Origin of the sequence: Methylobacterium sp. Leaf91 (assembly GCF_001422815.1) — a bacterium.
In the GTDB taxonomy this organism is placed as follows: domain Bacteria; phylum Pseudomonadota; class Alphaproteobacteria; order Rhizobiales; family Beijerinckiaceae; genus Methylobacterium.
Map to the genome: position 1 here is coordinate 78,199 of NZ_LMMP01000023.1, position 25,261 is coordinate 103,459.

Genomic DNA, 25,261 nt, shown 5'->3' on the forward strand with positions numbered 1-25,261 from the left:
TCGCCGTTGTCTCAGAGGACGATGACGCGGGCAAGACGGCATCGCCCTCGCTCACACAACCACGGTGATGGCGCGGGCGGCACGGGTCAGCCCGGTATAGAGCCAGCGGGCCCGGTGCTCACGGAAGGCGAAGGATTCGTCGAACAGGACGACGTTGTCCCATTGCGAGCCCTGAGCCTTATGCACGGTGAGGGCGTAGCCATAAGTGAACTCGTCGGTCTCGCGCTTGAGGAAGGCCGGGATCTCCTCCTCGGAGCCCGACATCACCGCCCGCAGGACCTTGATGTCGATGGGCCGGCGGCGCAGGGCCGGGTCGTCGTCGGGCACGACATCGAGGCGGATCGTGTCGGCGCGTGGCGCGGCCCGGAGGGCATGGACCGTCCAGGTCGAGCCGTTGAGCAGGCCCTTGGTGCGGTCGTTACGCAGGCAGACCAGTTTCTCGCCCACCGCCGGCATCGGATCGGTATGGCCCGCGAGTTCCCGCAGGCGGTTGTTGTAGAGCCGCCGCGTCTTGTTCATCCCGACGAGGACCTGGTCGCATTCGAGCACGCTCGACGGGTCGAGGGAGCGGCGCGAGACGACGCGGCTCTCGCCATACTCGCCAATGCTGAGCCGGCCGCCCTCACGGATCGTCATGGCCATACGCACGATCGGGTCGTCGGCGGCCTGCCGGTGGACGTCGGTCAACATCACGTCGGGCTCGGCCTCGGTGAAGAAGCCGCCGCCGCGCACAGGCGGCAATTGGGCGGGGTCGCCGAGAACCAGGACCGGCCTGTCGAAGGAGAGCAGGTCGTTGCCGAGATCCGAATCGACCATGGAGCATTCGTCGATGACGACGAGCTCCGCCTTCGAGACCGGCCCGGTGCGGTTGAGGGTGAAGGCCGGTCCTCCCTCCTCGGTCTCCTTGCTGCGATAGATCAGGCTGTGGATCGTCGCGGCGTCGTGGCAGCCCTTGGACCGCATCACAGAGGCGGCCTTGCCCGTGAAGGCGCCGAAGACGACATTGCCCTCGACATCGTCGGCGATCCGACGCGCCAGGGTGGTCTTGCCGGTGCCGGCATAGCCGAACAGGCGGAACACCTGCGGACCGCCGGCCTTGCGCCACTCGGCGATGGCTTTGAGCGCCGCGTCCTGCTGGGGCGCGAACCGGGTCGGAAGGTCGTCGCTCACGGCCAGCGCACGGTGGGCGGCAGCGAGGACAGGATCGAGGCGACGTTGCCGCCCGTTTTCAGGCCGAAGATGGTGCCCCGGTCGTAGAGCAGGTTGAATTCCACGTAGCGCCCGCGCCGCACCTGCTGCTCCAACCGGTCTTCCTCCGTCCACGGCGTCGAGAGGTTCGCGCGCACAATCGCCGGATAGGCATCGAGGAAGGCGAGGCCGACATCCTTGGTGAAGGCGAGATCGGCCTTCGGATCGCCGGTCCAGTGGTAGTCGTAGAAGATTCCACCGATCCCGCGCGGCTCGTTGCGGTGCTTGAGGAAGAAGTATTCCTCGCACCACGCCTTGTAGCGGTCGTAATCCGCCGCCGGCGCATGGGCGTCGCACGCCGCCTTCATCGCCGCGTGGAACCGCAGCGTATCCGGATCGTCCTGCGTCCGGCGCCGGTCGAGGACGGGGGTCAGGTCGGCCCCGCCGCCGAACCACGTCTTCGTCGTGGAGACGAAGCGGGTGTTCATGTGAACCGTCGGAACATGCGGGTTCCAGGGATGGACGATGAGCGAGATGCCTGTGGCGTAGAAGCGCGGGTCTTCCGATGCGCCCGGCATCTGAGCGCGAAATTCCGGCGCGAACTCGCCGAAGACCTGCGAGACGTGGACACCGGCCTTCTCGAACACGCGCCCGTGCAGCATCGACATGGTGCCGCCGCCGCCGGGCGTGCCGCTATGGTCCGTGCGCTTCCAGGGGGTCTTCACGAAGCGTCCGGCCTCGGCCGGGGCATCGGGATGGAACGGCCCTACGGCCTCCGCCTCGATCGCTTCTAGCTCCGCCAGGATCCGGTCGCGCAGGCTCGCGAACCACGTGGTCACCTCGTCCTTGAGGAGCGCGAGTTCGGCCTCGGGGGGCGGTGGCGGAGTCGTGTCGGACATCGTCATGGGGGAGGGATGTCCCATCCCTCCCGCCCATCGTCAATCGAGGTCCGGTCAATCTTTACCCACCGACATCAGCAGACGCTCGGTCTTGGCGTCCTCGATCCGGTTGACCATGCGGCGACCCTCATGGACGTCGCGAATCGTCTTCGTGGCGGTGATGCAGGACTGGACCAGCATGATCGTTCCCATGGCGAGGTAGCCCTTGATCCAGATGTCCATGGGCATGAACAGGATGCCGAGGGCGACCATCGCGGCCGAGCCGATGAAGGAGGCGTAGGTGAAGGTGACCCAGGCGCCGGAATGCTGAGTGGTCTCGTTGTTCATGGTCATGGTCGTGGTCCTTGATGGGAGAGAGCTGAGTTGCGTGAGTTCTGTTCAAGTCATCGGCGATATTTTCGAATGTCGATCGCCCCGGATTTGGTGGTTCTGAAGGTTATTCCTCACCTCGACCTCATCCTGAGGTGCTGCGAAGCAGCCTCGAAGGAGGCCTCCAGTTAGAGCGAGCTTGCTGGAGGGCTCCTTCGAGGCCTCCGCTGCGCTCCGGCGCCTCAGGATGAGGTGGCGGGTGGGAGAATGGTGTTTCCCATGTCTTGATGCTCCGATGACCTGCCCAGACCCATCGAGTCCGCGTCGCATCAACTTTCATGCAGCACGCGCCTCGACCTTGCGCCGCAGGCGGTCGAGGACGGCGCCGCCGCTCGGGCGGGTGCTGGCGCCGAAGCCTTCGCGCTCGAGCCGTTCGGCGATGGAGAGTCCGGGCTCGGTCTCGGCGAGCGCCGCTTCCGTGTCGGCGGCCTCGGTCTGGAGAGCACGCAGCCGGTTCAGGGTCGCCTCCGCCTCCTTCAGCGTCGCCCGATCATTGGGGTTGGCCTGAACGCCGAGGCGTCGTGCCGCCTCCGCCGCGGCGGCGATGCGGCGTCCACGCTCCAACTCGCTCTGACGACGGGTCGCGTCGGCGACGACGGAGCGGATGCGGGCGACTTCGCGGGCAAATCTCAGACGCGCCTCACCGATGGCGTCCCGTTCGGCTTCGAGCTCGGCGATGGCCTCAGCCGCCTCAGACGCCAGTTCCTCGCGTCCCGCCGTCAGCGCCGCCAGGGCACGCTCTTCGAGATCCGCCGCGCGGGCTTCGACCTCGGCGAAGCGCCGTTCTTCCGCCTTGTCACCCGCCATTGCGGCGGCGAGGGCCTGACGGCTGCGCTCCAGTGAGACTCGCGTCTCCCGGATCTGCTGGTCGAGGATGAGCAAGGCGTGGCGATCGATCACCGCTTCCTCAGCCTGGGCGGCTGCGCCGCGGGCGAGGAGCCGAAACAACTTGAGCATGGTGTGCCTCCGGCGTTTGAACGATGTTCACACTCATGGTCTCGACGATATTTGAACGGCGTTCAAGTGCTGAACTGCACACCGTTCAAAATCATGTCACGCGCTCGACCCGATCTGTCTCAGCCCCTCGCCGAGGATCATCGCCGCCGCCACGGCGATGTTGAGTGAGCGCATTCCCTCGCGGATGGGAATGACGATCCGGGCATCGGCCACCTCGTGGACGGATGCGGGGACACCCGCAGATTCCCGTCCGAGCAGGATGCAGTCACCGGGGAGGAAGCCAAAGGCGGTGTAGGGAAGGGCGCCGGCGGTGGTGGCGAGGACGAGCCGTGTTCCGGTCTCTTCCCGCCACTGCGAGAAGGCGGCCCAGGAGCGATGCCTCGTGATCGCCACATGGTCGAGATAATCGAGTCCTGAGCGGCGCAGGTGCCGGTCGGACACATCGAATCCCGCCGGCTCGATGATGTCGACGGCCACGTCGAGGCACGCTGCCATCCGCAGGATCGTCCCCGTATTCTGGGGAATGTCGGGCTGGTAGAGGGCGAGACGGAGCATCGGACCGGGCGGCTGCATTGCGTCTGCGGCATCGCCTCGCGGTTGGCACGTCGTCAAGGCCCACTACCTCAGGCAAGTCTCCAACACCGGACCAGATTATGTTTCTCGATTGGCTCGAGCGCCGCATCGACCCGTTCGCGTCTTTCGAAGACGGGCGGATGCCGCCCAAGACGGTGACGGGCTTCGCCGCTTTCTATCTCAGGCCGATGCGGACCGCCTTGGTGATGCTGTTCCTCGTGGCAGTGGCTGCCGGGACGGTTGAGGCATCGCTCTACCTGCTCATGGGCTGGTTCATCGACCTCTTGAACAATGCCGACCGGGTCACGATCCTGCAGGACCACGGATGGAAGCTCGGCCTCGCGGCAATGCTGCTCCTCGTGGTTCGTCCCTTCACGATCTGGCTGCACGAGGTGATGTCCAACCAGCTGCTCGTGCCGCAGGCGACCAACCAGGTCCGCTGGCGTACGCATCTCTATACGCTCGGCCACTCGCTCTCGTATTTCCAGGCCGATTTCGCCGGACGGCTCGCCAACCGGGTCGTGCAGGTCGGACCGGCCGTGCGCGAACTGGCCGTGGTTTTCATCGATACGCTTCTTTACGTGGCGATCTACGCGGTGACGGCGGTGGGACTATTCGGCTCCATCTCGTTATGGATGGCCCTGCCGGTCATCGTCTGGGTGGCGGCCTATTCGGTGCTGACCTGGTGGTTCGTGCCCCGTGCCCGAGCGCGCTCCCTCGTGACGGCCGACACGCGGTCGATTCTCATCGGGCGGATCGTCGACAGCTACACCAACATCCTCACCGTGAAGCTCTTCGCCCGCGACCGGGAAGAACGCGCGGCCGTGCGCGACGCCATCGACGTCCACACCACGGCGCATCTCCACCAGTTCCGGCTCGTGACGACCACGACGACGCTGCTCGGCATCCTCAACAGCGCGCTCATCGTCGCCACCGCCACCGCCTGTCTCCTGCTCTGGCGCAGCGGTGGAATGACCACCGGCGAGGCGGCGGCGGGTCTCGCCCTCGTGCTGCGGCTGATGGCGATGTCCGGTTGGGTCATGCAGACGGTGCGCGGCATCTTCGAGAATGTCGGCGTGATCCAGGAGAGCATGCAGACGATCTCGCGCCCGCACGGGATCGTGGATGTTCCGAACGCGCGGACGCTCGTGGTCGACGGGGGCGACATCCGCTTCGACAGGGTCGGCTTCCGCTACGGCGACGGCACGCCGTCGGTCATCCAGGATTTCAGCCTCCATATCCGTCCGGGCGAGAAGGTCGGTCTCGTTGGCGTCAGCGGCGCGGGCAAGACCACCCTGACCGCGCTCTTGCTTCGGCTGCACGACATTCAGAACGGCCGGATCCTCATCGACGGTCAGGACATCGCGGGCGTCACGCAGGATTCCTTGCGCGAGGCGATCGCCATGGTCACCCAGGACACCTCGCTCTTGCACCGCTCGATCCGTGACAACATCGCCTATGGCAGGCCGGACGCGACGCTGGAGGAGATCCAGCGGGCGGCGCAACTCGCGGAGGCCGACGGATTCATCGCCGGTCTCGTCGATAACAGGGGCCGGACAGGCTACGACGCCCAGGTCGGCGAGCGGGGCGTGAAGCTCTCCGGCGGCCAACGCCAGCGCATCGCCATCGCGCGCGTCATCCTGAAGAACGCGCCGATCCTGATCCTCGACGAAGCGACATCCGCCCTCGACAGCCAGGTCGAGGCGGCGATCCAGGACAGTCTCGACACCCTCATGCAGGGCAAGACGGTGCTCGCCATCGCGCACCGGCTTTCCACCATCGCTGCTCTCGACCGGCTGATCGTGATCGATGCCGGCCGCATCGTGGAGGAGGGGACCCATGCGGAGCTGATCCGCACCGGCGGGCTCTATGCACGCCTGTGGGAGCGCCAGTCCGGCGGCTTTCTCGGTGACGTCTCGCCAACCGTCTACGAGGACGCGGCGGAATGATCGCCCTCGACGTTTCGGCTGGGGCGAGCGAGAGGCGGCGTCCCTCACGCGGTCCGTGGCTCACCGAACTGCGGGCGACGCTGGTGCTCGCCGCGCCTCTGATCCTGACCAATCTCGCTCAGCACGGATTGGTCACGGCCGATGTGGTTCTGCTCGGGCGTCTCGGGGCGGAGCCGCTCGCCGCCGGGGCCCTGGCGACGAGCCTCTACTTCATCCTGTTCATCTGCGGGATCGGCCTCGCCTCGGCGGTCTCTCCCCTGATCGCGGGCGCGCTCGGCCGGGGCGATTCGGCCGAGCACGACGTGCGCCGTATCGTCGGCGCCGGGCTTTGGGCCGTCACCATCGCGATCGTCCCGGTGATGCTGGCGCTCTGGCACACCGAGTCGCTGTTGCTCGCCATGGGGCAGCAACCGAAGCTCGCGGAGGATGCCGGGCTCTACATGCGCGCCCTGCAATGGTCGATGTGGCCGGCACTCGCCTTCATGGCGTTGCGCGCCAGTCTGTCCGCCCTGGAACGACCGGGCTGGCCCCTCGCCATCAGCATCGCGGCGCTGCCGGTGAATGTTGGCCTGGCGATCTGGCTCGCCTTCGAGGGGCCGGGGCTGCTCGGCCTCGGCATGGTCGGTGTCGGCCTCGCCACGACGCTCGCCGCGTTTCTGTCCTTGGCCGCCCTCGTCGGCGTGATGATGCTGGCGCCGTCCCTTCGCCGGCGACGGCTCTTCCTCGGTGTCTGGCGTCCCAATGCCGCGCGTCTCTCCACCATGTTCCGCCTCGGCCTGCCCATGGCGGCGACGGGTCTGGCCGAGGCGAGCCTGTTCGAGGCGGCCGTTCTGGGGATGGGCCTGTTCGGTACGGCCCCGCTTGCGGCCCATGCGGTGACGATCCAGATCGCCGCGATCTGCTTCATGGTGCCCAACGGCATCGGCCAGGCGGCCACGGTGAGGGTCGGCCGGGCCTTCGGGGCCGGGGACCGCATGGCCATGCGCCGGGCCGGCGCCATCGCGATCCTCCTCGGATTCGGCTTCATGAGCGCATGCGCGCTCGTCCAGGTGACGCTGCCGCGACCGCTCATCGGCCTCTTTCTCGACCTCGACGCGCCGGGAAATGTCGACGTCATCCCCTACGCCGTCACCTTCATCAGCTTTGCCGCGCTCTTCGCCATGGCGGACGGCATCCAATCGGTCGCCCTCGGCGCGCTGCGCGGCATGCAGGATACACGCGTGCCCATGGCCATCGCCCTGTTCGGCTACTGGATCGTCGGAATCCCGTCCGGCATCCTCGCCGCCTGGGGCCTGGGCTTCGGCGGATCAGGGATCTGGATGGGGTTCTGCGCCGGTCTGGCGGTGGTCGCCGTGATGCTGGTGCGGCGCTGGCTATGGCTCAGCGGCAGCGTCATTTCGCGCTCGTGACGAATACTGTTTCCCGTCACGGGCCTACTCTGGACAGGTTCGCATCTGGCGTGCCAGAGAAACCTGCCTCAGAAGGCTCGTCTCGGGTGACGCCCGGTCGCATTGCACAGATTTGTGCAATCGTGTCTGCGTCTGCCCTACGCGCTTCTTTCGAGCGCCTCTAAATCTCGGCGAACGGAAGCGGCGCGCCCTCACTCTGCGGGTCGCCGAACCGGAGCCATCCTGTACCGGAGTGTCGATCTTGGCGAACACCCCTCCCTCATCAGGTCACGACGGGTCCCGCCGCGACTTCCTGTTCCTGGCGACCGGTGCCGGTCTCGCCGTGGGCGCCGGTGCCCTGGCCTGGCCTTTCGTGGCGTCCATGGCCCCGGATGCGGAGGTGATCGCCGCCGGTGCGCCCCTCGAGGTCGACCTGTCGCCGATCCAGGAAGGCCAGATCGTCAACGTGTTCTGGCGCGGCAAGCTGATCTTCGTGCGCAACCGCTCCGAGAAGGAAATCAAGGAATCGGAGGACACGAAGCTCAGCGAGCTCATGGATCCGCAGCCCGATTCCGCCCGCGTGAAGGAAGGCCACGCCAAGTGGCTCGTGGTCTACGGCAACTGCACCCATCTCGGCTGCGTGCCGATCGGGCACCAGGGCCAGTATGAAGGCTGGTCGTGCCCTTGCCACGGCTCGCTCTACGACACGTCCGGGCGCGTGCGCCGTGGACCGGCACCGACCAACCTGCCGATCCCGCCCTACGCATTCCTGAACGACACCAAGATCCGGATCGGTGAAGACGGCGGCAAGGCCGTCGCCTGACTTCGGCAGCATCGCTTACGAGCGATGAGGGAGGGGGTCCGGCAGCGACGGACCTGAGCGAAACAGACTTCGAAGCGGGTAACCTCATGAGCGGTCACGCCACCTACGTCCCCAAGAGTCGGATCGCCAAGTGGTTCGAATCGCGGCTGCCCATCGTCGGGCTGGTCCATTCGTCGTTCGTCTCGTTCCCCGTCCCGCGCAACCTGAACTATTTCTGGACCTTCGGCGCGATCCTGATCGCCATGCTGATGGCGCAGATCGTCACCGGCATCTGGTTGGCGATGCATTACGACCCCTCGGCCGGCAACGCCTTCAACTCCGTCGAGCACATCATGCGCGACGTGAATTACGGCTGGCTGCTGCGCTACATGCACGCCAACGGCGCCTCGATGTTCTTCGTGGCGGTCTACATCCACATTTTCCGCGCGCTCTATTACGGGTCGTACAAGGCCCCGCGCGAGGTGCTCTACATCCTGGGCGTGATCATCTACCTCCTGATGATGGCCACCGCCTTCCTCGGCTACACCCTGCCGTGGGGCCAGATGAGCTTCTGGGGCGCCACCGTCATCACCAACATCCTGGCCGCGATCCCGGTCGTGGGCGACACCATCCAGAGCCTGCTCTGGGGCGGCTATTCCGTCGGTAACCCGACGATCAATCGGTTCTTCTCGCTGCACTACCTGATGCCCTTCATGATCCTCGGCGTCGTGGTTCTTCACGTCTGGGCGCTTCATGTGACCGGCCAGAACAACCCGACCGGTATTCCGATCAAGACCGGCAAGGACGCGGTGCCGTTCACGCCCTACGCGACGATCAAGGACGTGTTCGCCACCGTCGTGTTCTTCGTCTTCTTCGCCTACTGGATCTTCTACCAGCCGAACTACCTTGGCCACGCGGACAACTACATTCCCGCCAACGCCTCGGTGACGCCGGCCCACATCGTGCCGGAATGGTACTTCCTGCCCTTCTACGCGATCCTTCGCGCGGTTCCGGACAAGCTCGGCGGCGTCATCCTGATGTTCAGCGCCGTGATCATCCTCGCCTTCGCGCCCTGGCTCGACACGTCCCGTGTCCGCTCGTCCAACTACCGTCCGATCTACCGCCAGTTCTTCTGGCTGTTCGTGGCGGTATGCGTGGTGCTCGGCTGGCTCGGCGCCAAGCCGCCCGAGGGTGGCTACGTCCTCGCGTCGCGGATCTGCACTGCCTACTACTTCGCGCATTTCCTCATCGTGATGCCGCTGGTGGGGCTGTTCGAAACGCCGAAGGCGATGCCGGGATCGATCCTGGAAAGCGTGACCGGACCACATCCGCAATATGGCGGTTCGGGCATGCCAGCCGGTGCGGCCGCCGCACCATCGTCGAAGGGTTGAGGTGCGGATCGTGAAAAGCATGAACACATCGCGCATCCTCGCCGTCACGCTCGTCGCGACCCTTCTCGGCTCTGCCTCGGTCAGCGCCGAGGACGGTCACTCCACGCCCAACCCGCCGCGGGAGAAGTGGAGCTTCGCCGGAATCTTCGGCAAGTTCGACGAGGCCCAGCTGCAGCGCGGCTTCCAGGTCTATCGTGAGGTCTGCTCGAACTGCCACAGCATGAGCCTCGTGAAGTTCCGCAACCTCGCCGAGAAGGGCGGGCCGGGTTTCACGGCCGGTCAGGTCAAGGCTCTGGCAGCCGAGTACAAGATCAAGGACGGCCCCAACGACGCGGGTGACATGTTCGAGCGGCCCGGCCGCCCGGCCGACGCCTTCCCGTCTCCCTTCCCGAACGATAAGGCGGCGGCGGCCGCCAATGGCGGCAAGGCCCCGCCCGATTTCTCGGTGCTGGCCAAGGCTCGCACCTACGAGCGCGGTTTCCCCTACTTCATCTTCGATGCGATGCCCTTCATCGGCTATTCGGAACAGGGCGTGGACTACATCCACGCGCTCCTGAACGGCTACGAGGACGCGCCGAAGGGAATGGATGTCCCGGCGGGAACGAACTACAACAAGTACTATCCCGGCCACCTCATCGCGATGGCAAAGCCCCTGAGCGACGGCCAGGTGACCTACGCCAAGGGTGCAGAGGGCAACCCCGTCGTTCCCGAAACGGTCGAGCAATATTCGCACGACGTAGCGGCGTTCATGTCCTGGGCGGCCGAGCCGCATATGGAAGCCCGCAAGGCCCTCGGCTTCCGTGTGATCCTGTTCCTGCTCATTTTGTCGGGCCTTCTCTACTACGTGAAGAAGAAGGTCTGGGCGGATGTGGGCGGCGAGGTCCACGGCCTGCAGCCTGAGCTTCACAAGACGAGCTGAGCCCCTTAAAGGCGGTTCACGACCGACGGGCTCGCTGTGGCGGGCCCGTTTTCGTTTCCACCCTGCGGGCACGCCCGGCGCGCCCTCGATGACGAACACAGGAGATTCGGCATGACCGCAGCAGCGCTCGGCGTGATAGGCGGATCCGGTGTCTACGATCTGCCCGGTCTCGAAGACATCCGTGAGGAAGCCATCGTCTCGCCCTGGGGCGAACCCTCCGATTCGCTGCGGATCGGTCGGATCGGCGCGACCAAGGTGGTCTTTCTCGCCCGTCACGGACGGGGCCATCGCCTCTCCCCCTCCGGCATCAATTACCGCGCCAATATCGATGTGATGAAACGCGCCGGCGTCACCGACATCGTCTCGGTCTCGGCCTGCGGCTCGTTCAAGAGCGAGCTTCATCCCGGCCTGTTCGTCCTCGTCGACCAGTTCGTCGACCGGACTCACGGCCGGGAATCGTCGTTCTTCGGCAATGGCTGCGTGGCGCACGTGCCCTTCGCCCATCCGGTAGGGCCGGCCCTTCAGGCGCGCATCGCGGCAGCCGCCGCTGCCGAGGAGCTGCCTGTCCATCGCGGCGGGACTTATGTCTGCATGGAAGGCCCACAATTCTCGTCCTTCGCCGAATCCCGGACCTACAAGGGCCTGGGCTACGATGTAATCGGCATGACCAACATGCCGGAGGCCAAGCTCGCCCGCGAGGCGGAGATCACCTTCGCCACCATCGCCATGGTGACGGATTTCGATTGCTGGCATCCGGGCCATGCCGATGTCGACGTCGCCTCGGTCGTCGCGGTCGCGCGCGCGAATGCGGACAAGGCGGCCCGCCTCATCTCGCGGATCGCCCGCGACTTCCCGGCCGAGCGCGAGGAATGCCCGGCGGGCTCCCACCGTGCCCTGGACGGCGCAATCATGACCGCACCGTCCCACCGCGATCCGGAGCTCCTGGCCAAGCTCGATGCCGTGGCGGGACGCGTACTCGACGCCTGACCCGGCAGCATTAGACAGTAAGGCCTTTCCAGAGGAAGGCATTTGCCTCTAGAGCGTCGGTCCCGATAGCGATCCGGATCGACGGTCCGGAGTTCTCGTTCGGCATAGGCTCGTGGGCGATGTCCCCCATGAGCCGATGCTCTTGAAGGCGGCCCTGTCCGTGACGGTCAAACCATGAGCGAACCCTCAGCGATGCGCTCCGCAAGCATCAGCCGCCGGACGGCGGAGACCGACGTCAGCGTGTCCATCGGACTCGATGGAACCGGCCGATCGACGATCTCGACGGGAGTCGGCTTCTTCGACCACATGCTCGAACTCTTCGCCCGGCACGGGCTGTTCGACGTGGAGGCCAAGGTCACCGGCGATCTCCATGTGGACCACCACCACACCGTCGAGGATACCGGCATCGCTCTGGGGCAGGCCTTTGCGCGGGCGTTGGGCGACAAGCGTGGAATTGCGCGCTACGCCGATATCCACATGCCCATGGACGAGGCACTGACGCGGGTCGCCATCGACATTTCCGGGCGACCTTTCCTCGTGTTCCGCACCACGTTCAAGGTGGAGAAGATCGGGCAGTTCGACACCGAGCTGGTGCGTGAGTGGTTCCAGGCTTTCGCCATGAATGCAGGGATCACCCTGCATGTGGAGACTTTGTACGGCGACAACGCGCACCATATCGCGGAGAGCTGCTTCAAGGGCTTGGCCCGTGCCTTGCGGAAAGCGGTTGCGGTCGATCCCCGCGAAGACGGTCGGATTCCCTCGACGAAGGGTTCTCTGTAGGGCCTTCACGGGCGGGAAGAGGCGGACAGACGCATGCGCACCTACACCATTCATCTGCCGTCGGATGCCGTCGCGGGCGAATCTCACGGTCTCGACCGGGCGGTCCTGGTCCCCGACGGGTTCTCGCTCCAGGCCTTCGTCTTCGGTCCGCTCTGGTTCTTTTTTCACCGACTCTGGCTGGCCGGTCTCGGTGTGCTGGCCCTCCTCGTGGCAGCCGGTTTCGCCGGCCGTTTCCTGGGGCTCGGCACCTTCGCGGGCTTCCTCATCACGATTCTCCTGCTCCTTCTAGTGGGGATGGAGGCATCCAGCCTGCGCCGTTGGACCTATGCCAGGCGCGGTCGTCCCGCCCGTGACGCCGTGGTCGCCCATTCCGCTGAAGAGGCCGAGATGAAGGCCGTGAACCGCTGGCTGACGGCTCCCCCCGTGGTCCGTCCGGGTCCGAGCGCCTATCCCGCCGCATCGGCGCGACCGGTCGATACGGCCATCGGCATGTTCCCCTTCGCCGAGCCGCGTCGTTCGTGATGTCCGAGACCGTCGCCATCATCGATTACGGATCGGGCAACCTGCATTCGGCCGCCAAGGCGTTCGAGCGCGCCGCCCGGGAGGCTGGACTAAGCGCGACCCGCATCGTCGTCACCAGCGATCCCGACGTGGTGTCGTCCGCCGACCGCGTCGTGCTGCCCGGCGTCGGCGCCTATGCCGATTGCCGCAAGGGCCTCGATTCCGTCTCCGGCATGGTCGAGGCGATGACGCATGCTGCCCACGAACGCGGCCGCCCATTTATCGGGATCTGCGTCGGCATGCAGCTCCTCGCCAGCCGGGGCCTCGAATACGAGGTCACGCCGGGGCTCGGCTGGATCGCCGGCGATGTCAGCCCGATCCGCCCGTCCGACCCCGACCTGAAGGTTCCCCATATGGGTTGGAACACCCTTCGGCTCGAGCGTCCGCATGCGCTTCTCGATGGCATCGCCACGGGCGAGAACGGGCTGCATGCCTATTTCGTCCATAGCTATGCCCTCGATCCGGTCGACCGGCGCGATGTCGTGGCCGATAGCGAGTATGGCGGTCCGGTCACCGCCCTCGTTGCGCGCGACAACGTCGCCGGAACCCAGTTCCACCCCGAGAAGAGCCAGCATCTCGGTCTGGCGCTGATCGCGAACTTCCTGCGTTGGCGTCCGTAGACGCCCCACCGCTCATCGACATTCAGAAAGCGACATTCACCGTGATCCTGTTTCCGGCGATCGATCTGAAGGAAGGGCGTTGCGTTCGCCTCGTCCAGGGTGACATGGCGCAGGCCATCGTCTTCAGCGACGATCCGGCCGCGCAGGCGAGCGTGTTCGAGGAGCAGGGCTTCTCCTGGCTTCACGTCGTCGACCTCGACGGCGCCTTCGCGGGCGCGCCGATGAATGCGTCGGCGGTGGACGCCATCCTCGCCCGCACCAACCTTCCGGTTCAGCTCGGCGGCGGCATCCGCGAGATGCGTACGGTCGAAGCCTGGATCGAGAAGGGCGTCAGCCGGGTCATCATCGGCACGGCCGCCGTACGCGACCCGGCCTTCGTACGCGAAGCAGCCCGCCTGTATCCGGGCAAGATCGCCGTCGGCGTCGATGCCAAGGACGGTCGCGTGGCGGTGGAAGGCTGGGCGAAGACCTCGAGCACCACGGCCGAGGAACTGGGGCGCCGGTTCGAGGATGCGGGCGTCGCCGCCATCATCTACACCGACATCGCACGCGACGGCATCCTCAAGGGCCTGAACATCGAGATGACCCTCGCCCTCGCGCAGGCCGTGACGATCCCCGTGATCGCGTCTGGCGGCCTGGCCTCGATCGACGACGTCCATCGCCTGCTCGAACCCGATTGCGCCATGCTCGCCGGGGCGATCACCGGGCGTGCGCTCTATGACGGCCGCATCGATCCGCGCGAAGCGCTCGCCGCCATCGCCCGGAAAGCGGCGTAACACCCGGCCTTGGTGAGGGCCCCTCATGGGGCGGGCTCACCGGGACTTCGTATAGGACGTCATCGCGCCACAGTCAGAATCGACATGAAAAAGCCGCGCGCCCATGGGGCGCGCGGCTTTTTCGTTTCCCTAGGAAACGGGGTTACAGGCCGTTCTTGGCCCCGGGCACAATGCTAGCGCCCGAGCCGCTACCGAAGGGCTCGTAGCGGGTGAGGCCGCGGAACAACTGGCCGAGGAAGGCACGATCGGCGCCGCTCGTGGGCGTGGTGCGCTCGATGAAGTCGAACACCTTGCCGTCCTGGAGGCCGTAGAGAGCGATGCGCTCCACTTTGAAGCCGGCGTTGAAATAGACGGTGGTGACCTTCTGGTCCTCCACCTGTTCCCCGAGGAACAGCACCGTGCGGCGCGAGTTCTGGGTGATGTAGTACCAAGTCTTGTTGCCGACGGTGGATACCGTGGAGGGCGTACCGAGGATCTGGAGCACCTGCTCCGCGCTCATGCCAGGCTTCACCGTGGCGAGAGCGGCTTGATCGATCTGGTATCCGTGCCGGAGATCCTCACCGATGCAGCCGGAGATTCCCACTCCGACAAGGCCGATGACGGCGAGACGGCTGATCGACGAGACGAAACGGCGCGACATCAGCCACCCTTGATCCGTTGAGACAACACGACGTTTGAACGTCATAGCTCGGTGCAGATCTCCACCTGGACGTTCCGGTGGAGCTTGCGCCCCGGCTGTCGGTTGCCGTACCGCGAGGTTATGGTTTTGACAAGGCAAGCTCGGCCACACCCCTCGCGCCTCCGGTGGACGGCATGATTTCGCGCTTCTTCAAGCGAAGCTCCGCGCGCGCCAGCGTCGTCGAGGCGTTGCATCTGCGGATCAACGAAGCCTCGCGGGCGCCGGGGCTCTATACCCATCTCGGCGTCCCCGACACCGTGGAGGGCCGTTTCGAATGCCTGACGCTCCACGTCATCATGGTTCTGCGACGGATGAACCAATTGCCGGCTCCCGCGGCGGACATCGCCCAGGACCTGGTCAACGCGGTCTTCCTCCAGCTCGATTCCTCGCTGCGCGAACTCGGTGTCGGCGATTTCGGCGTGCCGAAGCGCATGAAGAAACTGGGTGCGGCCTTCTACGGTCGCGCGGCGGGTTACGACGGCGCGCTGGATGCGAGGGACGAGGACGGCCTCAAGGCTGCCCTGGCCCGCAACGTCATCGGCACCGAGACACCGGAGGCGGCCGCGGGCCTCGCGCGCTACGTGCTGATAAGCGTCGATCTTCTCGATGCGCGCGACCTCGACCAAATCGTCTCGCACGGGCCGGGCTTTCCCTCCCCGCTCACCCTCAGCCAATCAGGAGACATCTGACATGACGGCAAAGTCGACGGCCGGGCCATTGTCGCGGCCATTCCGGGTCGACCGCCTGCCCAGGGACAGGGCAGGGATCGTCATCGATGCGACCCCCGAGGAAGAAGCGGCGCTGGCGGCGGATTTCCGGATTCCGGCCATCCGCGATCTCGTGGGCCGGCTACACTGGAGCGGAACGTCCGCCCGCCTCGTCATCACCGGCACGGTCTCGGCCTTCGTCACGCAGGTCTGCACAATCAGCCTCGAACCGTTCGAGGCGGAAATCTCCGAACCGGTCGAGATCGTGTTCAGTGATCACGAGCCGGAAAAGGACGCCGGAGACGAGGAGGCCGATATCCCGGACCCGATCGTCAACGGTACGATCGACCTCGGACAGGTCACCGCCGAATTCCTGGCGCTTGGCCTCGATCCGTATCCGCGTAAGCCCGGCATCGACTTCGAGCCCGTCACCGACGCGACGGAATCGCCGCTGGCCATCCTCAAGACGTTGAAGCGCGACGAGGCCTGACGCTCGGCCCGAGCGACGGATTTTCAGGGTTCCGGCGCCGAAGTCGCGATACGGATTCCGGAAAAGCTGAGATTTCGTTTGCCCGCCGGGCTCGAACCGCTATTTTCCGCCGCGCCGAGGAGGGGCCCGCCCATGCGGGTCCATGCCTCTCGACCATCCCTTCTCGCCGAAGGGCGTCTCATCGACCCTTTTGCAAGAGGGGTCTGTCCGTCCTGAAAGAGGCCTCCGGCCGAACCACATGTCTCAAAGAGTGTGCATCTCGCTCGACGCCATGGGCGGCGATCACGGTCCTACGACCGTGGTCCCCGGCGCCGCCATCGCGCGCGAGCGCCATCCCGAGATGACGTTCCTGATGTTCGGGGACGAGGCCATCCTCGCCCCGCTGGTGGCGGCCGAACCGCGCCTGAAGGGCGCCGTGGAGATCCGCCATACCACCGTGGCGATCTCCATGGACGAGAAGCCGAGCCAAGCCGTGCGTTCGGGCCGAGGCAAGTCCTCGATGTGGCGCGCGATCCAGGCCGTGAAGGACGGGGAGGCCGACGCGGCCGTCTCCGCCGGCAATACCGGTGCGCTCATGGCAATGTCGAAAATCTGCCTGAAGACCTTGGCCGGTATCGAGCGCCCCGCCATCGCCTGCCTCTGGCCCACCGTGCGCGGGGAGAGCGTCGTCCTCGATGTCGGCGCCACCATCGGTACCGACGCGGAGCATCTGGTGGAGATGGCCCTGATGGGCGCCGCCATGGCCCGGATCGTCTTCGATCTCGACAAGCCTACCGTGGGCCTGCTCAATGTCGGGACCGAGGAGATGAAGGGCAACGAGGCGGTGAAGGAAGCCGCCCGGCGCCTCCGTGAAAGCGATCTGCCGAACCTGACCTATCACGGCTTCGTGGAGGGCAACGACCTCGGCAAGGGCACCGTGGACGTGGTGGTCACCGAAGGCTTCACCGGCAATATCGCGCTGAAGACCGCGGAGGGCACGGCCAAGCAGATCGGCAGCTACCTGCGCGCGGCCATGAGCCGGACCCTCTCGGCCAAGATCGGATACTTTTTCGCCCGGCAGGCTTTCAAGGCACTCCGCGACAAGATGAACCCGAGCCGGGCAAACGGTGGCGTCTTCCTCGGTCTGGAGGGTATCGTCATCAAGAGCCACGGCTCGGAAGATGCCCATGGTTTCGCAGCCGCCGTCGATCTTGCGCACGATATGGCGCGTCACGACCTGATGCGGACCATTCGCGACATGCTCGAACTCACGCCCATGGCCGCCTCCGCATGAGGTGGTCGATGCCGGATCGGATCTGACATGGCGGTTATACGCTCCGTAGTGGCGGGAACGGGCTCGGCCCTTCCCGCACGCCTGGTGACGAACGACGAGTTGACGAAGACCGTCGACACTTCCGACGAATGGATCGTCCAGCGCACGGGCATCCGTCAGCGCTACTTGGCCGATGCCGGTGAGACCACATCGACCCTGGGCATCAAGGCCGCTGCCGCTGCCCTGGAAGACGCCGGGCTCGGTCCGGAGGATATCGACCTCGTCATCTGCGCCACGTCCACGCCGGACCATACCTTTCCGTCCGTGGCGACCCAGATCCAGGCGGGGCTGGGGATACGGTCGGGTTTCGCCTTCGACCTCCAGGCAGTCTGCGCCGGGTTCGTCTACGGCGTCGCCACCGCCGACAAGTTCATTGCCTCCGGGAGCGTGAAACGCGCGCTCGTGGTCGGCGCCGAGACCTTTTCGCGAATCCTCGATTGGGAAGACCGCACGACCTGCGTGCTGTTCGGCGATGGGGCAGGGGCGATCGTGCTCGAAGCCCAGGACGGCGAAGGGACGAGTGACGATCGTGGCGTACTCACCAGCCACCTGCGGTCCGATGGACGGCACCGGGAGAAGCTCTACGTCGATGGCGGCCCCGGCTCCACCGGCACGACCGGCCACCTGCGGATGGAAGGCAAGGAGGTCTTCCGCTTCGCGGTAGGCTCGGTGACGGATGTCATCGCCGACGCGTTCGCCGCCACGGGGACGAGCGCGGACGACCTGACATGGTTCGTGCCGCATCAAGCCAACCGGCGCATCATCGAAGCCTCCGCCGACAAGCTCGGCATCGACCGGAGCAAGGTCGTCCTCACTGTCGACCAGCACGGCAACACCTCGGCGGCCTCCATCCCGCTCGCCCTCGATGCGGCCCGCAAGGACGGTCGGATCAAGCGCCGCGATCTCGTGATGATCGAAGCCATCGGCGGTGGTTTCACCTGGGGCGCCTCACTCATCCGTTGGTAGGGCGCGCCACGCTTCCATGGCATGGCCAAGCTTTGGATCGGACGCGCGGTTGACCGCGGGGCAAACGAAGATTAGCGTGTCCGATCATAGAGATACGTTAGAAAATACGATTCGTTTGGGGAATGACGCATGGCAGGGAAGACGGTCACACGCGCCGATCTGAGCGAGGCCGTCTATCAGCAGGTCGGCCTGTCGCGGACGGAATCCGCGGCTCTCGTCGAGACCGTGTTGTCGGAAATCTGCAGCTGCCTCGCATCCGGTGAAACGGTGAAGCTGTCCTCGTTCGGTTCCTTCGTCGTTCGCGGCAAAGGCCGGCGCGTCGGCCGCAACCCCAAGACCGGCGTCGAGGTTGCCATCGAGCCGCGCCAGGTGATGGTGTTCAAACCTTCCAACGTGCTCAAGGCCCGGATCAACGGCGTGAACGGCGTCGCGGAACAGGACGACGATTGAGGTCCATCATGCCGCTGGCAGCCAAGGTTCCGACCGATCCGACCTCCGGCAGGGATGGCTCCTTCGAGGCGAGCATCCCCGGCCTGATGGATCACCGCGACACCGTGGAGAAGCGCCCCGGCGCCTTCCGCACCATCAGCGAAGTCGCCGACGATATCGACGTTCCGCAGCACGTCCTTCGGTTCTGGGAAACCAAGTTCACCCAGGTCAGGCCGGTCAAGCGTGCCGGTGGTCGGCGCTACTATCGGCCCGAAGACGTCGACCTGATCAAGGGCATCCGCCGCCTGCTTCACGACCAGGGCTACACGATCCGTGGTGCCCAGCGTGTCCTGAAGGAGAATGGCATCCGCTTCGTGCAATCGGTCGGCCGAGGCGAAGCGGAGGTGGCGGCGCCGAGCCAGCGCGATCTGGACGCCGGGGATTCTGAGGCAGAGGACGAAGCGGTCAGCCATCTCGCCGGCGACGAGCGCCAGAGCCTCGATCGACAGGCTCTGAGGGCAGTGCTGGACGACCTTTACGCGTGCCGGGATGCTCTACGGCATCTCCGCGACCCGTCGGATCCTTCGGCTCACTCCTGAGACGTCCATCGGGGTCGGCGCGAGGGACGTTTTGCACCTGATGGATCGTTTGTGTCCGGGAGCGTGCGGAATCCTGCTCGCGAAGGAAACGTTCCGGTGCCCTCGACGGCGGGCAGGCGCCTTCCCACATGCATCCGGCCACGGCGGTCGCACTTTTTTCGTCCCATAAGGTCGCCAGGCATCACCGGAGACCGCCCGATGTACGCCGTCAAATCGAAGACCTCTCTCGCAGCAGGCCTGTTTCTCGCCCTGGCCAGCGTCCCGGCTATCGCCCAGGACACCGCGACCCGCTCTGAGACCGCGGCACCCGGCAAGAGCGTCCGCATTCTCATCGCCTCGAACCTGAAGGACGATTGCAAGCCGGGCTCGATGCCCGAGATCCGCATCAGCACGTCGCCCAAGAACGGATCGCTCATCACCAAGACCGGCAGCGTCACGACCCCGTCGAGCCACAAATGCCCGAACAAGAAGACCGCCGCGACGGGTGTCTTCTACCAGAGCAAGGACGGGTTCACCGGAACCGACGAAGTCGTGGTCGAGGTGAAGAAGGCCGATGGGAAGACCACGACCCAGACGATCAACATCACCGTCGGCGGTTCGGCCACAAAGGGCGGTGACGAGAGCAAGAAGGGCGCCACCGACCTGTGAGCCTAGCCTGAGACCATTCAGGCATGACGCGTCCGGCGGCCTGTATCCACGCCGCCGGACTCCGCACTGTGGCAAGCTTCCCACGCTCAATTGCCGTCGCGACCGCACTGCGACAAAACTGGGCCTGTCAGTTGCATCCTAGCCGAGACAGGATGAAGCTACGTCAGTCGTGAAGGGATCGGGATGCCAATGCCATCGACGAACGACCTGTTCCAGAGCTTTACCCGGGGTTACGAAGCACGCCGCGACACGGAGATGAGCCTCTCCGAATTTCTCGAGGCCTGCCGCGACGAACCCCTGATGTATGCGACAGCGGCCGAACGCATCCTCGATGCGATCGGCAAACCGGAATTCGTCGATACGTCCAAGGATGCCCGCCTCGGCCGGGTGTTCATGAACCGGACGATCCGGATCTACCCTGCCTTCTCTGAATTCTACGGCATGGAGGAGACGATCGAGCGGATCGTCTCGTTCTTCCGGCACGCCGCGCAAGGTTTGGAGGAGCGCAAGCAGATCCTCTACCTGCTCGGCCCGGTGGGTGGCGGCAAGTCGTCTTTGGCCGAGCGGCTGAAGGCGCTGATGGAGGTCCACCCCATTTATGTGCTCAAGGCCGGTAACGAGGTCTCGCCCGTCTTCGAAAGCCCCCTCGGCCTCTTCGACCCCGAAGTGCTGGGGGCCGAGATCCAGGAGCGCTACGGCATTCCCCGCCGCCGTCTCACCGGGCTGATGAGCCCCTGGGCTCTGAAGCGCCTCGACGAGTTCAACGGCGATATCTCGCAGTTCAAGGTCATCAAGGTCCGGCCCTCACGCCTGCGCCAGATCGGCATCGCCAAGACCGAGCCCGGCGACGAGAACAATCAGGACATCTCGAGCCTGGTCGGCAAGGTGGATATCCGCCGCCTGGAGACGCTGTCCCAGGCCGACCCCGATGCCTATTCCTACTCGGGCGGCCTCAACCGGGCGAACCAGGGCGTTCTCGAATTCGTCGAGATGTTCAAGGCGCCCATCAAGATGCTGCACCCGCTGCTCACGGCGACGCAGGAGGGCAATTACGTCGGGACCGAAAATATCGGCGCGATCCCCTTCACCGGGATCATCCTGGCGCACTCGAACGAGTCCGAGTGGCAGACCTTCAAGACCAACAAGAACAACGAAGCCTTCATCGACCGCATCTACGTGATCAAGGTGCCGTACTGCCTGCGGGTGACGGAAGAGCAGCGGATCTACGAGAAGCTGGTCTCGGGCTCCGAACTGGCGGACGCGGCCTGCGCTCCCGGCACGCTGGAGATGCTGGCGCGTTTCTCCGTGCTCTCGCGCCTGCGCGAACACGCGAATTCCAACGCCTTCTCGAAGATGCGCGTCTATGACGGCGAATCCCTGCGCGAGGTCGATCCCCGTGCCCGTTCCATGCAGGAATACAAGGATTCGGCGGGCGTCGACGAGGGCATGGACGGCATCTCCACGCGCTTCGCCTTTAAGGTGATGGCGGCGACGTTCAACCACGACACCACCGAAGTTTCCGCCGATCCCGTGCACCTCATGTACGTGCTCGAACAGGCCTTGCGCCGCGAGCAATTGCCGCCGGAGACGGAGAAGCGCTACCTCGAATTCATCAAGACCGAGCTAGCGCCGCGTTATGCCGAGTTCATCGGCCACGAGATCCAGAAAGCCTATCTCGAATCCTACCATGATTACGGCCAGAACCTGTTCGACCGTTACATCGACTACGCCGATGCGTGGATCGAGGACCAGGACTTCAAGGATTCCGAGACGGGGCAGCTCCTCAATCGTGAACTCCTGAACCAGGAGCTCACCAAGATCGAGAAGCCGGCCGGCATCGCGAATCCCAAGGATTTCCGCAACGAGGTGGTGAAGTTCGCCCTTCGCTCGCGGGCACAGCATGGCGGCCGCAACCCGTCATGGACCTCCTACGAGAAGCTGCGGGAGGTGATCGAGCGCCGGATGTTCAGCCAGGTGGAGGAACTGCTTCCGGTGATCTCCTTTGGTTCGAAGAAGGACGGCGACACCGAGAAGAAGCATGGCGAGTTCGTCGACCGCATGGTGGCGCGCGGCTACACCGAAAGGCAGGTCCGACGGCTGGTCGAATGGTACATGAGGGTGAAACAGGCGGGCTAGCTTTCCGAGCGCGTCCCGTCGCGACGGACAGACGGGCGGGCATCATCGATGTCCGCCCGCCACGACCAGCGAACTGCCAGAGTCTTGAAGGCGAGGGCGAAAACACCGGATGCACATCGTCGACCGTCGATTGAATCCAGGAGGCAAGAGCCTCGCGAACCGTCAGCGCTTCCTGCGCCGGGTCAAAGACATGGCCCAACGTGCCGTGCGAGAATCGGCCCGCGAGAAGGACATCAAAGATCTCGGCAAGGATGGCCGCGTCACGGTTCCGGGCGACGGCGTTCGCGAACCGAGATTCAGCCGGCAATCCGGCACCGGATTTCAGGACTACATTCTTCCCGGCAACAAGACCTACGTGGAGGGAGACCGGATCGAGCGTCCACCCGGCGGCGGCGGTGGAAAGGGTTCGGGGGAGGGCGGTGAGGGCTCCGAGAACAGCGAGGACGCCTTCAACTTCGTGCTGACGCGGGATGAGTTCCTCGAACTCTTCCTCGAAGACCTGGAACTCCCCGACCTTGCCAAGCGCCGCCTCTCCGTGGTGGAAACCGAGGGACTGCGTCGGGCGGGCTATACGGTGTCCGGCTCGCCCGCCAACCTCGCCCTGACGCGCACCCTGCGCAATTCCATGTCGCGCCGCATCGCTCTGAAGCGGCCGAAGCCGAACGAGATCGCGGAACTCGAGGCGCGGATCGCCGACGCCCACGGGACCGATCCGCTTCTTCCGGACATGAAGCTCGCCCTCGAAGCCCTGCGCGAGCGCACCCGGCGCATTCCCTATGTCGACCCGATCGATCTTCGTTACCGCCGCTTCGAGCCTTATCCGCGCCCCATCGCGCAGGCGGTCATGTTCTGCCTAATGGATGTGTCCGGTTCGATGACCGAGCACATGAAGGATCTGGCCAAGCGCTTCTACATCCTGCTGCACATCTTCCTCACGCGGCGCTACCGCCACGTCGAGATCGTCTTCATCCGCCATACCGACAAGGCGACGGAGGTGGACGAGGAAACGTTCTTCGGATCCCGCGAGACCGGCGGGACGCTGGTCTCTTCGGCCCTGGTGGAGATGAAGCGGGTCATCACCGAGCGCTACAGCCCGGATGATTGGAATATCTACGCCGCGCAGGCCTCTGATGGCGACAACGTCTCCAGCGACGGGCCGACTGCCACCGAATTGCTGCGGGCGCATATCCTGCCCGCCTGTCAGCACTTCGCCTATCTCGAAGTCGGCGACGAGAACGGTCCTCGCGCCGGCTTCGTGGAGCACCGCACCACCCTTTGGCGCACCTATGAGGGGCTCGCCAAATCGGGCGGCGCCATCGCCATGCGCAAGGTCAACCACCGCCGCGACATCTACCCCGTCTTCCGCGACCTGTTCGGGCGAAAGGACGCCCGGGCGGAGGCGGAGGGGTGAGCGGCGCTCTCGCGCGCGACCCTCGTCCCGCTACGGAGGAGGGAAGACCTGTTCCGGCCTCTCGGTCTTCAGCGATGAGGCGGGCGGACTATACCGACGCATAGATCGGGACCACGCATGACACTCACGCTTCCCCAAACGATCTCGGGCCGCCAGACACCCCTGTTCAGCGGGAACGACTGGGATTTCGACACCATCCGCCGCATTCATGACGCGTGCGAGGCCGAGGCGCGGGAACTCGGCCTGTCCTGGTACCCGAACCAGATCGAGATCATCACCGCCGAGCAGATGCTCGACGCCTATGCCTCCATCGGCATGCCGCTCTTCTACAAGCACTGGTCCTTCGGCAAGCATTTCGCCCAGCACGAGGCCGGTTACCGGCGGGGGATGATGGGGCTCGCCTACGAGATCGTCATCAATTCCGATCCGTGCATCTCCTACATCATGGAGGAGAACACGGCGACGATGCAGACGCTGGTGATCGCGCATGCCGCCTTCGGCCATAACCACTTCTTCAAGAACAATTACCTGTTCAAGCAATGGACCGATGCCGAGGGTATCCTCGATTACCTCGACTTCGCGAAGGGCTTCATCTCCCGATGCGAGGAGCGCTACGGCCACCATGCCGTGGAGCAGGTGCTGGACGCCGCGCATGCGCTGATGAGCCAGGGCATCCATCGCTATCCCCGCAAGAAACGGCCCGACCTCGCCTCCGAGCAACGTCGCGAGCGGGAGCGGGCTGAGCATGGCGAACAGATCTACAACGATCTCTGGCGAACCCTCCCGCAAAAGACCGCCGGCGCCAGGCCGGATGCGGCCCTGGAGCGCCGCAAGGCGCTGCTGGAGCTACCGCAGGAGAACCTGCTCTATTTCCTCGAGAAGGCCGCCCCCAGGCTCCGGCCCTGGCAGCGCGAGATCCTGCGCATCGTCCGTCTCGTGGCGCAGTATTTCTATCCCCAGCGCCAGACCAAGGTGATGAACGAGGGCTGCGCCACCTACTGCCACTATCGGATCATGACCTCGCTGTCGGAGAAGGGGCTCATCAACGAAGCCGCCTATCTCGAATTCCTGCAGTCGCACACCAACGTCATCCGCCAGCCGAACTACAACGAGCGCGGCTATGGCGGGCACAATCCCTACGCCATCGGCTTCGCGATGATGCAGGACATCGCCCGCATCGTGGAGCAGCCGACGGAGGAAGACCGGCATTGGTTCCCCGAGATCGCCGGCACGGGCGACGCGATGGCGACCCTGCGCGACATCTGGGCGAATTATCGGGACGAGAGCTTCATCGTGCAGTTCCTCAGCCCAAAGCTCATGCGCGACATGCGCCTGTTCCACGTCGTCGACGATCCCGACGAAGCCGAACTGCGCGTCGAGGCGATCCATGACGAGCGCGGTTACCGCAAGCTACGCCGATCCTTCGCACGACAATACGACGTCGCCTGGCTCGATCCCGATATCGAGGTGGTGGATGTCGACCTGGAGGGCGACCGCCGCCTCATCGTCCATCACAAGGCGCTGAACCGCATCACGCTCCAGGCCGACGATGCCAGACGCGTCCTGCAGCATCTGGCGGATCTCTGGGGCTACGACGCGGTGCTGAAAGAAATCGACCCGGCGACGGGCGCGATCCTCGCCGAACATCACGCGGCGGCGCGGCCGATCTTCTTCTGACGGGCCGGAACACACGGGATTGAGCCGCGATGCATCGTATTTGATCCA

Annotated in this window: 26 protein-coding genes; 20 read left to right on the forward strand and 6 right to left on the reverse strand. The window is 65.3% G+C overall.

Annotation, left to right across the window (positions count from 1 at the left end; all coding sequences use genetic code 11):
* Positions 1 to 51: 51 nt before the first annotated feature.
* The 5 genes from ASF32_RS15035 to ASF32_RS15055 form a co-directional block, all read right to left on the reverse strand.
* On the reverse strand, positions 52 to 1,170 hold the full coding sequence (locus ASF32_RS15035; protein ID WP_056429842.1) for an AAA family ATPase: 1,119 nt from the start codon (positions 1,168 to 1,170) through the stop codon (positions 52 to 54).
* On the reverse strand, positions 1,167 to 2,087 hold the full coding sequence (hemF, locus tag ASF32_RS15040) for an oxygen-dependent coproporphyrinogen oxidase (protein WP_200919154.1): 921 nt from the start codon (positions 2,085 to 2,087) through the stop codon (positions 1,167 to 1,169). The genes ASF32_RS15035 and hemF overlap by 4 nt, the downstream gene beginning before the upstream one ends.
* A gap of 54 nt (positions 2,088 to 2,141) precedes the next feature.
* Entirely contained in the window at positions 2,142 to 2,414 is a 273-nt protein-coding gene (locus ASF32_RS15045) for a YiaA/YiaB family inner membrane protein (protein WP_027172548.1), read from the reverse strand.
* Positions 2,415 to 2,732: 318 nt separating this feature from the next.
* Positions 2,733 to 3,413 (reverse strand): PspA/IM30 family protein, encoded by a 681-nt coding sequence (locus tag ASF32_RS15050; RefSeq protein ID WP_056429854.1) that lies wholly within the window; start codon positions 3,411 to 3,413, stop codon positions 2,733 to 2,735.
* A 96-nt stretch (positions 3,414 to 3,509) separates the two neighbouring features.
* Positions 3,510 to 3,968: a tRNA (cytidine(34)-2'-O)-methyltransferase gene (locus ASF32_RS15055; protein ID WP_056430478.1), complete on the reverse strand. Its 459-nt coding sequence runs from the start codon at positions 3,966 to 3,968 to the stop codon at positions 3,510 to 3,512.
* Positions 3,969 to 4,066: 98 nt separating this feature from the next.
* On the opposite strand from ASF32_RS15055, the gene ASF32_RS15060 reads away from it, so the two are divergent.
* From ASF32_RS15060 to hisA, 10 genes are all read left to right on the forward strand, one after another.
* On the forward strand, positions 4,067 to 5,935 hold the full coding sequence (locus tag ASF32_RS15060) for an ABC transporter ATP-binding protein (RefSeq protein WP_056429857.1): 1,869 nt from the start codon (positions 4,067 to 4,069) through the stop codon (positions 5,933 to 5,935).
* Positions 5,932 to 7,344: an MATE family efflux transporter gene (locus ASF32_RS15065; protein WP_056429860.1), complete on the forward strand. Its 1,413-nt coding sequence runs from the start codon at positions 5,932 to 5,934 to the stop codon at positions 7,342 to 7,344. The genes ASF32_RS15060 and ASF32_RS15065 overlap by 4 nt, the downstream gene beginning before the upstream one ends.
* 241 nt (positions 7,345 to 7,585) lie before the next feature.
* A complete protein-coding gene (gene petA, locus ASF32_RS15070; protein WP_056430481.1) occupies positions 7,586 to 8,146 on the forward strand; it encodes a ubiquinol-cytochrome c reductase iron-sulfur subunit in 561 nt (186 codons plus the stop codon).
* An 86-nt stretch (positions 8,147 to 8,232) separates the two neighbouring features.
* Positions 8,233 to 9,516, forward strand: a complete 1,284-nt coding sequence (locus ASF32_RS15075; protein WP_056429863.1) for a cytochrome b N-terminal domain-containing protein — start codon at positions 8,233 to 8,235, stop codon at positions 9,514 to 9,516.
* A gap of 19 nt (positions 9,517 to 9,535) precedes the next feature.
* Positions 9,536 to 10,435, forward strand: a complete 900-nt coding sequence (locus tag ASF32_RS15080) for a cytochrome c1 (RefSeq protein WP_056430485.1) — start codon at positions 9,536 to 9,538, stop codon at positions 10,433 to 10,435.
* 111 nt (positions 10,436 to 10,546) lie between these two features.
* The gene (locus ASF32_RS15085) at positions 10,547 to 11,422 is read left to right on the forward strand and encodes an S-methyl-5'-thioadenosine phosphorylase (RefSeq protein WP_056429864.1); all 876 of its coding nucleotides are present in this window, start codon (positions 10,547 to 10,549) and stop codon (positions 11,420 to 11,422) included.
* Between the two features lie 192 nt (positions 11,423 to 11,614).
* Entirely contained in the window at positions 11,615 to 12,202 is a 588-nt protein-coding gene (gene hisB / locus ASF32_RS15090) for an imidazoleglycerol-phosphate dehydratase HisB (RefSeq protein ID WP_056429869.1), read from the forward strand.
* Positions 12,203 to 12,235: 33 nt separating this feature from the next.
* The gene (locus ASF32_RS15095) at positions 12,236 to 12,724 is read left to right on the forward strand and encodes a DUF2628 domain-containing protein (protein ID WP_056429873.1); all 489 of its coding nucleotides are present in this window, start codon (positions 12,236 to 12,238) and stop codon (positions 12,722 to 12,724) included.
* A complete protein-coding gene (hisH, locus tag ASF32_RS15100; RefSeq protein ID WP_056429876.1) occupies positions 12,724 to 13,383 on the forward strand; it encodes an imidazole glycerol phosphate synthase subunit HisH in 660 nt (219 codons plus the stop codon). Before ASF32_RS15095 ends, hisH begins: the two co-directional genes overlap by 1 nt.
* A gap of 41 nt (positions 13,384 to 13,424) precedes the next feature.
* Complete coding sequence (hisA, locus tag ASF32_RS15105; protein WP_056430488.1) at positions 13,425 to 14,159, forward strand: 1-(5-phosphoribosyl)-5-[(5-phosphoribosylamino)methylideneamino]imidazole-4-carboxamide isomerase; 735 nt, start codon at positions 13,425 to 13,427, stop codon at positions 14,157 to 14,159.
* A 142-nt stretch (positions 14,160 to 14,301) separates the two neighbouring features.
* On the opposite strand, the gene ASF32_RS15110 is transcribed toward hisA, so the two are convergent.
* Positions 14,302 to 14,799, reverse strand: a complete 498-nt coding sequence (locus ASF32_RS15110; RefSeq protein WP_056429879.1) for an outer membrane protein assembly factor BamE — start codon at positions 14,797 to 14,799, stop codon at positions 14,302 to 14,304.
* Between the two features lie 173 nt (positions 14,800 to 14,972).
* On the opposite strand from ASF32_RS15110, the gene ASF32_RS15115 reads away from it, so the two are divergent.
* The 10 genes from ASF32_RS15115 (at position 14,973) to ASF32_RS15160 (ending at position 25,213) form a co-directional block, all read left to right on the forward strand.
* Positions 14,973 to 15,527: a ubiquinol-cytochrome C chaperone family protein gene (locus ASF32_RS15115; RefSeq protein ID WP_056430490.1), complete on the forward strand. Its 555-nt coding sequence runs from the start codon at positions 14,973 to 14,975 to the stop codon at positions 15,525 to 15,527.
* 1 nt (position 15,528) lies between these two features.
* Positions 15,529 to 16,035 carry a DUF177 domain-containing protein gene (locus ASF32_RS15120; RefSeq protein WP_056429883.1) on the forward strand — a complete coding sequence of 169 codons (507 nt, stop codon included), beginning with the start codon at positions 15,529 to 15,531 and terminating at the stop codon, positions 16,033 to 16,035.
* Positions 16,036 to 16,273: 238 nt separating this feature from the next.
* Positions 16,274 to 17,308 (forward strand): phosphate acyltransferase PlsX, encoded by a 1,035-nt coding sequence (plsX, locus tag ASF32_RS15125; RefSeq protein ID WP_056255658.1) that lies wholly within the window; start codon positions 16,274 to 16,276, stop codon positions 17,306 to 17,308.
* Between the two features lie 27 nt (positions 17,309 to 17,335).
* A complete protein-coding gene (locus ASF32_RS15130; protein ID WP_056429888.1) occupies positions 17,336 to 18,313 on the forward strand; it encodes a beta-ketoacyl-ACP synthase III in 978 nt (325 codons plus the stop codon).
* Between the two features lie 129 nt (positions 18,314 to 18,442).
* Positions 18,443 to 18,763 carry an integration host factor subunit alpha gene (locus tag ASF32_RS15135; protein ID WP_056429891.1) on the forward strand — a complete coding sequence of 107 codons (321 nt, stop codon included), beginning with the start codon at positions 18,443 to 18,445 and terminating at the stop codon, positions 18,761 to 18,763.
* Between the two features lie 8 nt (positions 18,764 to 18,771).
* Positions 18,772 to 19,341: a MerR family transcriptional regulator gene (locus tag ASF32_RS15140; RefSeq protein ID WP_082470377.1), complete on the forward strand. Its 570-nt coding sequence runs from the start codon at positions 18,772 to 18,774 to the stop codon at positions 19,339 to 19,341.
* Positions 19,342 to 19,539: 198 nt separating this feature from the next.
* Positions 19,540 to 19,989: a hypothetical protein gene (locus ASF32_RS15145; RefSeq protein WP_056429894.1), complete on the forward strand. Its 450-nt coding sequence runs from the start codon at positions 19,540 to 19,542 to the stop codon at positions 19,987 to 19,989.
* A gap of 183 nt (positions 19,990 to 20,172) precedes the next feature.
* On the forward strand, positions 20,173 to 22,125 hold the full coding sequence (locus tag ASF32_RS15150) for a PrkA family serine protein kinase (RefSeq protein WP_056429897.1): 1,953 nt from the start codon (positions 20,173 to 20,175) through the stop codon (positions 22,123 to 22,125).
* Positions 22,126 to 22,234: 109 nt separating this feature from the next.
* Positions 22,235 to 23,536 (forward strand): YeaH/YhbH family protein, encoded by a 1,302-nt coding sequence (locus ASF32_RS15155; RefSeq protein WP_056429901.1) that lies wholly within the window; start codon positions 22,235 to 22,237, stop codon positions 23,534 to 23,536.
* Between the two features lie 117 nt (positions 23,537 to 23,653).
* Complete coding sequence (locus ASF32_RS15160; RefSeq protein WP_056429904.1) at positions 23,654 to 25,213, forward strand: SpoVR family protein; 1,560 nt, start codon at positions 23,654 to 23,656, stop codon at positions 25,211 to 25,213.
* Positions 25,214 to 25,261: the final 48 nt, after the last annotated feature.

Excerpts from the sequence above, each read along its gene's own strand:
- hemF (WP_200919154.1), bottom strand. The coding sequence starts at position 2,087 with ATGTCCGACACGACTCCGCCACCGCCCCCCGAGGCCGAACTCGCGCTC.
- ASF32_RS15045 (WP_027172548.1), bottom strand. The coding sequence starts at position 2,414 with ATGAACAACGAGACCACTCAGCATTCCGGCGCCTGGGTCACCTTCACC.
- ASF32_RS15050 (WP_056429854.1), bottom strand. The coding sequence starts at position 3,413 with ATGCTCAAGTTGTTTCGGCTCCTCGCCCGCGGCGCAGCCGCCCAGGCT.
- ASF32_RS15055 (WP_056430478.1), bottom strand. The coding sequence starts at position 3,968 with ATGCTCCGTCTCGCCCTCTACCAGCCCGACATTCCCCAGAATACGGGG.
- ASF32_RS15060 (WP_056429857.1), top strand. The coding sequence starts at position 4,067 with ATGTTTCTCGATTGGCTCGAGCGCCGCATCGACCCGTTCGCGTCTTTC.
- ASF32_RS15065 (WP_056429860.1), top strand. The coding sequence starts at position 5,932 with ATGATCGCCCTCGACGTTTCGGCTGGGGCGAGCGAGAGGCGGCGTCCC.
- ASF32_RS15075 (WP_056429863.1), top strand. The coding sequence starts at position 8,233 with ATGAGCGGTCACGCCACCTACGTCCCCAAGAGTCGGATCGCCAAGTGG.
- ASF32_RS15080 (WP_056430485.1), top strand. The coding sequence starts at position 9,536 with ATGAACACATCGCGCATCCTCGCCGTCACGCTCGTCGCGACCCTTCTC.
- ASF32_RS15085 (WP_056429864.1), top strand. The coding sequence starts at position 10,547 with ATGACCGCAGCAGCGCTCGGCGTGATAGGCGGATCCGGTGTCTACGAT.
- hisB (WP_056429869.1), top strand. The coding sequence starts at position 11,615 with ATGCGCTCCGCAAGCATCAGCCGCCGGACGGCGGAGACCGACGTCAGC.
- ASF32_RS15095 (WP_056429873.1), top strand. The coding sequence starts at position 12,236 with ATGCGCACCTACACCATTCATCTGCCGTCGGATGCCGTCGCGGGCGAA.
- hisH (WP_056429876.1), top strand. The coding sequence starts at position 12,724 with ATGTCCGAGACCGTCGCCATCATCGATTACGGATCGGGCAACCTGCAT.
- ASF32_RS15110 (WP_056429879.1), bottom strand. The coding sequence starts at position 14,799 with ATGTCGCGCCGTTTCGTCTCGTCGATCAGCCGTCTCGCCGTCATCGGC.
- ASF32_RS15115 (WP_056430490.1), top strand. The coding sequence starts at position 14,973 with ATGATTTCGCGCTTCTTCAAGCGAAGCTCCGCGCGCGCCAGCGTCGTC.
- ASF32_RS15120 (WP_056429883.1), top strand. The coding sequence starts at position 15,529 with ATGACGGCAAAGTCGACGGCCGGGCCATTGTCGCGGCCATTCCGGGTC.
- plsX (WP_056255658.1), top strand. The coding sequence starts at position 16,274 with ATGTCTCAAAGAGTGTGCATCTCGCTCGACGCCATGGGCGGCGATCAC.
- ASF32_RS15130 (WP_056429888.1), top strand. The coding sequence starts at position 17,336 with ATGGCGGTTATACGCTCCGTAGTGGCGGGAACGGGCTCGGCCCTTCCC.
- ASF32_RS15135 (WP_056429891.1), top strand. The coding sequence starts at position 18,443 with ATGGCAGGGAAGACGGTCACACGCGCCGATCTGAGCGAGGCCGTCTAT.
- ASF32_RS15140 (WP_082470377.1), top strand. The coding sequence starts at position 18,772 with ATGCCGCTGGCAGCCAAGGTTCCGACCGATCCGACCTCCGGCAGGGAT.
- ASF32_RS15145 (WP_056429894.1), top strand. The coding sequence starts at position 19,540 with ATGTACGCCGTCAAATCGAAGACCTCTCTCGCAGCAGGCCTGTTTCTC.
- ASF32_RS15150 (WP_056429897.1), top strand. The coding sequence starts at position 20,173 with ATGCCAATGCCATCGACGAACGACCTGTTCCAGAGCTTTACCCGGGGT.
- ASF32_RS15155 (WP_056429901.1), top strand. The coding sequence starts at position 22,235 with ATGCACATCGTCGACCGTCGATTGAATCCAGGAGGCAAGAGCCTCGCG.
- ASF32_RS15160 (WP_056429904.1), top strand. The coding sequence starts at position 23,654 with ATGACACTCACGCTTCCCCAAACGATCTCGGGCCGCCAGACACCCCTG.